Here is a 6635-nt window from a genome sequence, read left to right as displayed (position 1 = left end):
GGGCGCGGAGGCGGCCGGGGCGCACGCGGGCGCGGGAGTGAGCGCGGCCGTCGCGGTGGAGCTGGTGCACACCTTCTCGCTGCTCCACGACGACATCATGGACGGCGACGCGACCCGGCGTGGCCGCCCCACAGCCTGGAAGGCGTACGGCACAGGTCCTGCCGTCCTCGCGGGGGACGCCCTGTTCGCCCTGGCCGTGGAGACCCTGGCGTCCGCGCCCGGCAGCCATGTCCCGTCGGCCGTCCGTCATCTGTCCACCGCGCTCAACGATCTCGTGAGCGGCCAGGCCGACGACCTGCTCTTCGAGTCCCGCCCCTGGACGGGCGCGGAGGCCGTCGGCCCCGGCGAGTACCGGGCGATGGCCGAGCGCAAGACCGGCGCGCTGCTGGGCTGTGCCGCCGCCCTGGGTGCCGTACTGGCCGGAGCCCCCGCGGCGACGGTCACCGCGCTCGACCGCGCCGGGCGTCATCTCGGCGTGGCCTTCCAGGTGATCGACGACCTCCTGGGCATCTGGGGCGACCCCGCCGTCACGGGCAAGCCGGTCCACGCGGACCTGCGTCGGCGCAAGAAGACGTTCCCGGTCCTGGCGGCTCTCGACAACCCGGCCGCCGTCCGCCCCCTCGCCCACCTCCTGGAGAGCGCCGAAGAGCTCGACGAGACGACCGCCCGCCGGGCCGCGGCCGCGATCGAGGAGGCCGGTGGCCGCAGCGCCGCGCTGGCGGAGGCCCACCGTCACATCGCCCATGTCCACACGTGCCTCGACAGCCTCCCCACGGCTCCGCACGCGGCGGACGACCTGCGTGCGCTGCTGGCTTTCCTCGTACGCCGCGAGATGTGACCAACTCCTTTGTCACACCGGCCTCTTGACGCCGCAGAAAGCCCTTGCCGCACTCACCGCCCGCCATAGAAAACGCTTGCTGCGACGCATTCGCGCGGGCGGCGGACCCCCACACGGGAGAAGAAGTGGAGATGGGACGCAGAGCCGCACCTCACCTCACCCGCAGGACCGCAAGTGCCGACCAACCCCCCACAATCGCCAGAGCCCGCGGGAGGCGGGCCGGCGTCACCGCCGCATGCGCGACCGCCCTGCTCACCGGGGCAGCCCTGCTCACGGCCCCCGCGAGCGCGGCGCCGCAACAGGCGGCGGCAGCGTGCGGCGAGGGTTCGTACCAGGCGGAGGCCGTACTGAACGGCAGCACCTGGACCGCCCGGCGCGGCAGCAGCGTCACGTACACCGGTACCGACATGCGGGCCGCGATGCAGGCGGCCGTCAACAGCCTTACGGCGGGCCGGACTTCGAAGGAACGGGTCGTGGTGCGCGGCTCGGGCGCCATCGGCGCCGGTTCCCGGGTCTCCCTGCCGAGCTACACCGTGCTCGACGTGTGCGGCACCATCGACGTCACCGGTTCGGGCTCCGGCGACCAGGCCCCGGTCTACGCACGCGGCGCCCGGGACATCGAGGTCCAGCATCTGAACCTCACGGGCACCCCGCTGTACGGCATCTTCATGCGCAACGTCACCAACGTCGTGCTCGGCCAGATCGACATGCGCCTCTCCCGCGGTCTCGGCGTACGCATCGACAACCGCGGCGACACCAGCCAGTGGACGCGCAACGTCCGCATCGACAACGTCTACGTCTCCGGGGCGAGCAGCCACGCCGTGGAGACGTACGGGGTCGACGGCCTCACCATCGGCACGGTCACCGCGCGGAACGTGGGCGAGTCCGGTCTCCTGCTGAACCAGACCATCAACGCGACTGTCACGAAGGTCGACGCGGACGGTGCGGGCGCCGGTACGGGTTACGCGGCCTTCCGCATGGCCAACCGCAACGGGCGGATCGGCAGCGGCTACCCGACCAACGTGCGGGTCGGCGAGGTCGTCGCGCGCGGTGGCGGCCGGGGCGTCTTCTGCGTCTCCGAGAGCGGCGGCGCGACCATCGACCGCGTGACCATCTCCAACACGGGCAACAACGCGATCCTGATCGAGAACTGCTACAACGTGAACCTCGCCGCCCAGAGCGGCACTGTCACGGGCGGCGGCGAGATCCGGCTGGCCGCCCGCTCGGAGTTCCCGAACAACTCGGACATCACCGTCCAGAACCTCAGGGTGACCAACTCCTCGATCCGGGAGAGCCCTTGCGGTGACAACACCACGTTCCGCAACAACACCCTGGTCAACAGCACCCAGACCATCTGCTGACGTCCGGCCCGCTCGGCTGGTGGCGGCCGTCTGCCCGGACACGGGCACCGCGGCCGCTGCCCGCCTACGCGCGCGTCCGCCGGGGCTCGGTGCGGCGCGGGCGTCCGCCGAGGTCAGTACGGCAGGAGTCGTTCCGAGGGGGTCCTGCGGTCGCTCGCCGTGTCGCGCGCGGTGGTCGTGCGGCGGGTGGGGCGGATGCGGATCCGGCGGTTCATGGCGGCCTCCTCATTCCTGGTGCCACCAGCCTCCGCGCCGCCGCGGCCCCGCACATCGTGCTCATGGAGGCATTCGCCCTGGTCCCGTGGCGGCAGTCGCCAGGGGCGAGGTACTCCCGGGGAAGGACGTGGGCCCCTACACGAGCCCTCCGACCAGCGTGCGGCCGTCAGGGGCGGCGCGGCTCCGGCCCCCAGTAGGACGGTCCTCCGCCACGCCACTCGATGAGCGGTGACACCGCGGCCTCGTTCTCGTCGAACTCCAGGCCCGCCCGGCGCAGGAACTCGACGACGTCCAGGAGGTTCATGGCGACGCCGATCGGCTCGCCGTGGACCGTCAGGCGCCGCCCGCCCTCCTCCTGCGGCGGGTGCACGACCACTACGGGATGTTCCGACATGCCCTCAGCCTCACCCGGACCGCCCGCCCGCGCATCCGGGGCGGCCCGCCCGGCGCCCGGATGCCCGGGCAATCCCTGAAGACACACCCGTGCCCCGCGCAAGAAGACGTCGGCGTGGGCCTCCCCACGAGGCGCACGCCGACGGACCGGGCCGTTCGGTACTCGACGGCTCTACTCGACGGCCCCGACCAGTCCCATGGCGGGGGTCGCGAGGTCGGTCACCTGGTGGAGCTGCTCCAGCTGGTAGAGGCCGTTCAGCTCATTCAGCTTGTCGAGCTCGTCGGAGACCCTCGGGATCTGGGCCTTGTGCTCGGCGGGAATGTCGCTCACGGCGAGCGAGTCGAGCATCGCGATGGGGTTCACCTTTCCCGTCTCCGGGGTGGTGGCAGCGCTCGCGGACGGTACGGCAAGGCCCGTGACGCCGACGGCGAGGCCAACGGCGGCGACGATACGTCGTGTTGAGATCATGCCCTCAGCAACGCCGGCGGGCCGCCCACGGACACGGCCGCGCCCGGCCCCTCACCCGACAGGCGCATCGGTCCGCCTGCGCTTGCCGTGGCCGCCGCGCCGGAGGAGTCTCAGAGGGAGAGGCCCTCGACGGCCCGCTCCATATCGGGCCGCGGCCTTCGCGAGTGGTCCACAAGGAGGTCCATCATGGGCACTGCGGCAAGCCCCGGCTTCGACACCGAAGCCCTGCGCCGGGGCATCGAAGGCCAGGACGCGTCGGCGCTCCTGTCGCTGTACGCGGACGAAGCGGAAATGCGCGTCGTCGACCGCAACACCCAGCCCAGCCACCCCAAGGTCATGCACGGCCGCGAGCAGATCCGCGAGATGCTCGACGACGTCTACAGCCGCGACATGACACACAAGTTGGAACAGTGTGTGATCCAGGGCGACCAGGTCGCCTTCACCGAGTCCTGTCAGTACGCGGACGGCACCAGGGTGCTCGCGAACTCGATGATGTCGCTGCGCGACGGGAAGATCGTCGACCAGGTGGTGCTGCAGGCATGGGACGACCCAGAGCAGTAAGGGGTATGCCGAGGGTCCGGATCACGACCCGTGTGACCTGGACCTTTTCGGCTCAGACCCGTCCGGGGCGGCCTCTGCGGCCTCGACCAGCTTCCGGAGCAGGTCGGCGAGTGTCCGCTTCTCTCCTTCTGACAGCACTGAGAGCAGCGCGTTCTCGCCATGTTCTTCGGAGGCCGCGTGCTGCTCGAAGGCGTCGTATCCCGCCGGGGTGAGCCGTACGTGGACCCGGCGGCGGTCGGCCGCGTCGTGCGTACGCGTGATCAGGCCGGCGTTCTCCAGCGGGCCGAGCCGTGCCGACAGCGCGCCCCGGGTCAGCCCGAGCAGATCGGCGAGCCGTGACGGGCTGGTCTCGTAGGGCGGGCCGAGCCTGCGCAGGGTGAGCAGCACCTTGAACTGCCAGTGCCTGAGCCCGTCGGAGTCCAGAGTGTCCCGGCGGGCCTGCGCCGCGTGCCGCGCCAGGATCGCCAGCCGCGCGAAGATCGCCTCCTTGACCGGGTCCATCCAGCCGAGTTCCTTCGACCAGAGCGCGACGTGCCGGTCGACCGAGTCACCCACTTTTTTTCCTCCCGACTTCCTGACATCCGCCCGATAGTTTTCTTGTGGATAGTTTTTCTGATTACTACCTTCCTCGCCATGACGAAGACGAGTACGCCCCAGGCCGTCCTTCCGGTGGACGAGGTCGTCGCCGCGGCGCGTGAACTTGCCCGGGCCGGACGATGGCAGCGCGCTTTAGATCTCCTCGACGCGGCCGCAACGGCCGAGCCGCACGGCCGGGCGGCCCTCGCTCTCGCCGGGGCGGAGGTCGCTCTTGAGCACGACTGGTTCGGCGGTACTGACACCTCGGCCACTCGGATCGCCGCCGCGGACCAGGCGTTGGCCGAACCGACCGCACCGGTCGGCGTCTGGGACCTGGACTTCGTACGGCTGCGGCACACGTACTTCCGGCTGCTCCTCGGTGACGGCACGTTCCGGTTCGGGCCCGCGGGCAAGGATCCAGCCCAGCTGGCGGAGCTGCGGCGGTGTGCGCAGGAGCTGTGCGAGCGGGCGGAGGACGACGTGCGCCGGGGGTGGGCGCGGATGTACCTCGGGCTGATCGTCGACAACCTCTTCGCCGAGCGTGAGGCGGCGCCCGCGCACTACGAACTCGCCCTGAGCGCCGGGGAGTCGGGCGACGACCTCCTCGCCCGTGAGGCACTGCGGCATCTCGGCGACCACGACCACGACGACCTGGACCACGCGCGGGCACGCGAGCGCTGGACCCGGGCGACCGCCGTCGGTGCCCGGGCGGGGAACGTCCCCGGCACCCTCTCCCAGCAACTGCTCCTGGCCGTTCTGGCCCGCGACCATGGCGACGAGGCGGGAGCCGCGGCCCTCGCGACCGAGGTCGCCCGCTGGGCCGGGGCCATCGGTGCCGTACGCATCGAGGCGCAGGCGACCGGGTTCCTGGCAGGCGTGGACCCGACGGCCGGGCCGGAGGAGGATTCCTGACCCTCGGCTGAGCCCCGTAATGGGTGCGGGGCTGTGACATCTGCGGCTCCGCCGCGTGGGCGCGCCCAGCCACGGGCGGCCCGCGGACAACAACGCCACTCCGGCGACGCGTACTGTGGTGGCAGGCCGTGACTGGCGCTGAGGTGGAGTACCACCGGGGAGCGGCCCGACGCACACGTCTTCGCCGCGCGCCTGGGCATCTTCTACGACGCTCAGGAGTGGCTCATGTCCCAGGCCCGGCTGATGGACGGCACCGGTCTCGCCCGGCGGATCGTCGACGAGACGGCGAAGCGGGCGGCCGACCTCACGGAACGCACGGGGGTGGCGCCGTGTCTGGCCACCGTGCTGGTGGGTGAGGATCCCGCCTCCGTCACGTACGTACGCATGAAGCAGAACCGTTCCCGCAAGGCGGGTATCGAGTCGCGGCACGTGGCTCTGCCCGCCGGGACCACGACGGACGAGCTGATCGGCACGCTCACCGCCTTGTCCGCAGATCCGACCGTGCACGGCATCCTGTTGCAGCACCCGATGGGTCATCACATCGACGAGCGTGCGGCGTTCGAGGCGATCGCTCCGGAGAAGGACGTCGACGGGGTCACCCTGGCGTCGTTCTCCGCGATGAGCTTCGGTCTGCCGGGCTTCGCGTCGTGCACGCCCGGCGGGATCATGCGGCTCCTGGACGAGTACGACGTCGACCCGGCCGGCAAGCGGGCCGTCGTGGTCGGTCGCAGCGCGATCCTCGGCAAGCCGGTGGGGATGCTGCTGCTCGGCCGCGACGCCACGGTGACGTACTGCCACTCGCGCACGGCCGATCTGTCGTCGGTCGTGCGGGAGGCCGACATCGTGGTGGCCGCGGTGGGGCGGCCCCGGCTGATCCGCGGCGAGGACATCAAGCCGGGCGCGGTCGTCGTCGACGCCGGCTACAACCCCGGCAACGTCGGCGACGTCGACTTCGACAGCGCACGGGAGCGGGCCTCGCTGATCACTCCCGTACCGGGCGGGGTCGGTCCGATGACGATCGCCACGCTGCTGGCCCAGACCGTCGAGGCGGCCACGCGGCAGACCGGCGCCTGATCAGCGAATCCACGCGCTGTAGTCCATGACGTCGCCCGCCTCGAGTCCGTACTCGGGGTCGGCGGCCGTGGCGGTGCTCTCCAGGCCGAGGACGGCACCGGTGACCGGATCCATGATCAGCATCTGGCGAGACCCGGCGTCGTCGTACACGTACGCCTGACCGCTCCGGCCCAGGCGATCGGTCACCTGGCCGACGGGCCGCAGTCCGTCGGCGTCCGCGAGGACTCGGGCGAGT

Annotated in this window: 8 protein-coding genes, 1 pseudogene and 1 riboswitch; of the genes and pseudogenes, 5 read left to right on the top strand and 4 right to left on the bottom strand. The window is 71.5% G+C overall.

The window, feature by feature from the left end:
* Together O3Q52_RS46475 and O3Q52_RS46470 are read left to right on the top strand one after the other, a co-directional pair.
* A partial coding sequence (locus tag O3Q52_RS46475) for a polyprenyl synthetase family protein (protein ID WP_269654518.1) occupies positions 1-838 on the top strand: 838 nt, incomplete at its 5' end.
* A gap of 131 nt (positions 839-969) precedes the next feature.
* Entirely contained in the window at positions 970-2199 is a 1230-nt protein-coding gene (locus tag O3Q52_RS46470; protein WP_269654517.1) for a hypothetical protein, read from the top strand.
* A 382-nt stretch (positions 2200-2581) separates the two neighbouring features.
* On the opposite strand, the gene O3Q52_RS46465 is transcribed toward O3Q52_RS46470, so the two are convergent.
* Complete coding sequence (locus tag O3Q52_RS46465; RefSeq protein WP_269654516.1) at positions 2582-2809, bottom strand: hypothetical protein; 228 nt, start codon at positions 2807-2809, stop codon at positions 2582-2584.
* 171 nt (positions 2810-2980) lie between these two features.
* Positions 2981-3277: a hypothetical protein gene (locus O3Q52_RS46460; RefSeq protein ID WP_269654515.1), complete on the bottom strand. Its 297-nt coding sequence runs from the start codon at positions 3275-3277 to the stop codon at positions 2981-2983.
* A gap of 186 nt (positions 3278-3463) precedes the next feature.
* Here O3Q52_RS46460 and O3Q52_RS46455 point away from each other — a divergent pair, with 186 nt between their 5' ends.
* Entirely contained in the window at positions 3464-3838 is a 375-nt protein-coding gene (locus tag O3Q52_RS46455; RefSeq protein WP_269654514.1) for a nuclear transport factor 2 family protein, read from the top strand.
* 21 nt (positions 3839-3859) lie between these two features.
* On the opposite strand, the gene O3Q52_RS46450 is transcribed toward O3Q52_RS46455, so the two are convergent.
* Complete coding sequence (locus O3Q52_RS46450) at positions 3860-4393, bottom strand: MarR family winged helix-turn-helix transcriptional regulator (RefSeq protein ID WP_269654513.1); 534 nt, start codon at positions 4391-4393, stop codon at positions 3860-3862.
* 78 nt (positions 4394-4471) lie between these two features.
* On the opposite strand from O3Q52_RS46450, the gene O3Q52_RS46445 reads away from it, so the two are divergent.
* Positions 4472-5326: a hypothetical protein gene (locus O3Q52_RS46445; RefSeq protein ID WP_269654512.1), complete on the top strand. Its 855-nt coding sequence runs from the start codon at positions 4472-4474 to the stop codon at positions 5324-5326.
* Between the two features lie 118 nt (positions 5327-5444).
* Positions 5445-5531: riboswitch (ZMP/ZTP riboswitch) on the top strand.
* A 20-nt stretch (positions 5532-5551) separates the two neighbouring features.
* Positions 5552-6400 carry a bifunctional 5,10-methylenetetrahydrofolate dehydrogenase/5,10-methenyltetrahydrofolate cyclohydrolase gene (locus O3Q52_RS46440; protein ID WP_269654511.1) on the top strand — a complete coding sequence of 283 codons (849 nt, stop codon included), beginning with the start codon at positions 5552-5554 and terminating at the stop codon, positions 6398-6400.
* Here O3Q52_RS46440 and O3Q52_RS46435 read toward each other — a convergent pair.
* Positions 6401-6635: pseudogene (locus tag O3Q52_RS46435) on the bottom strand (hypothetical protein); the annotation flags it as partial.

It is taken from the genome of Streptomyces sp. ActVer, assembly GCF_027270795.1.
GTDB classification, from domain to species: Bacteria; Actinomycetota; Actinomycetes; order Streptomycetales; family Streptomycetaceae; genus Streptomyces; species Streptomyces umbrinus_A.
Note: the sequence above shows the minus strand (reverse complement) of the source record. Positions and strands in the feature narration are given on the sequence as shown.

What these genes read in the sequence shown, in the direction of transcription:
- O3Q52_RS46470 (WP_269654517.1), top strand. Translation starts at nt 970, where the DNA reads ATGGGACGCAGAGCCGCACCTCACCTCACCCGCAGGACCGCAAGTGCC.
- O3Q52_RS46465 (WP_269654516.1), bottom strand. Translation starts at nt 2,809, where the DNA reads ATGTCGGAACATCCCGTAGTGGTCGTGCACCCGCCGCAGGAGGAGGGC.
- O3Q52_RS46460 (WP_269654515.1), bottom strand. Translation starts at nt 3,277, where the DNA reads ATGATCTCAACACGACGTATCGTCGCCGCCGTTGGCCTCGCCGTCGGC.
- O3Q52_RS46455 (WP_269654514.1), top strand. Translation starts at nt 3,464, where the DNA reads ATGGGCACTGCGGCAAGCCCCGGCTTCGACACCGAAGCCCTGCGCCGG.
- O3Q52_RS46445 (WP_269654512.1), top strand. Translation starts at nt 4,472, where the DNA reads ATGACGAAGACGAGTACGCCCCAGGCCGTCCTTCCGGTGGACGAGGTC.
- O3Q52_RS46440 (WP_269654511.1), top strand. Translation starts at nt 5,552, where the DNA reads ATGTCCCAGGCCCGGCTGATGGACGGCACCGGTCTCGCCCGGCGGATC.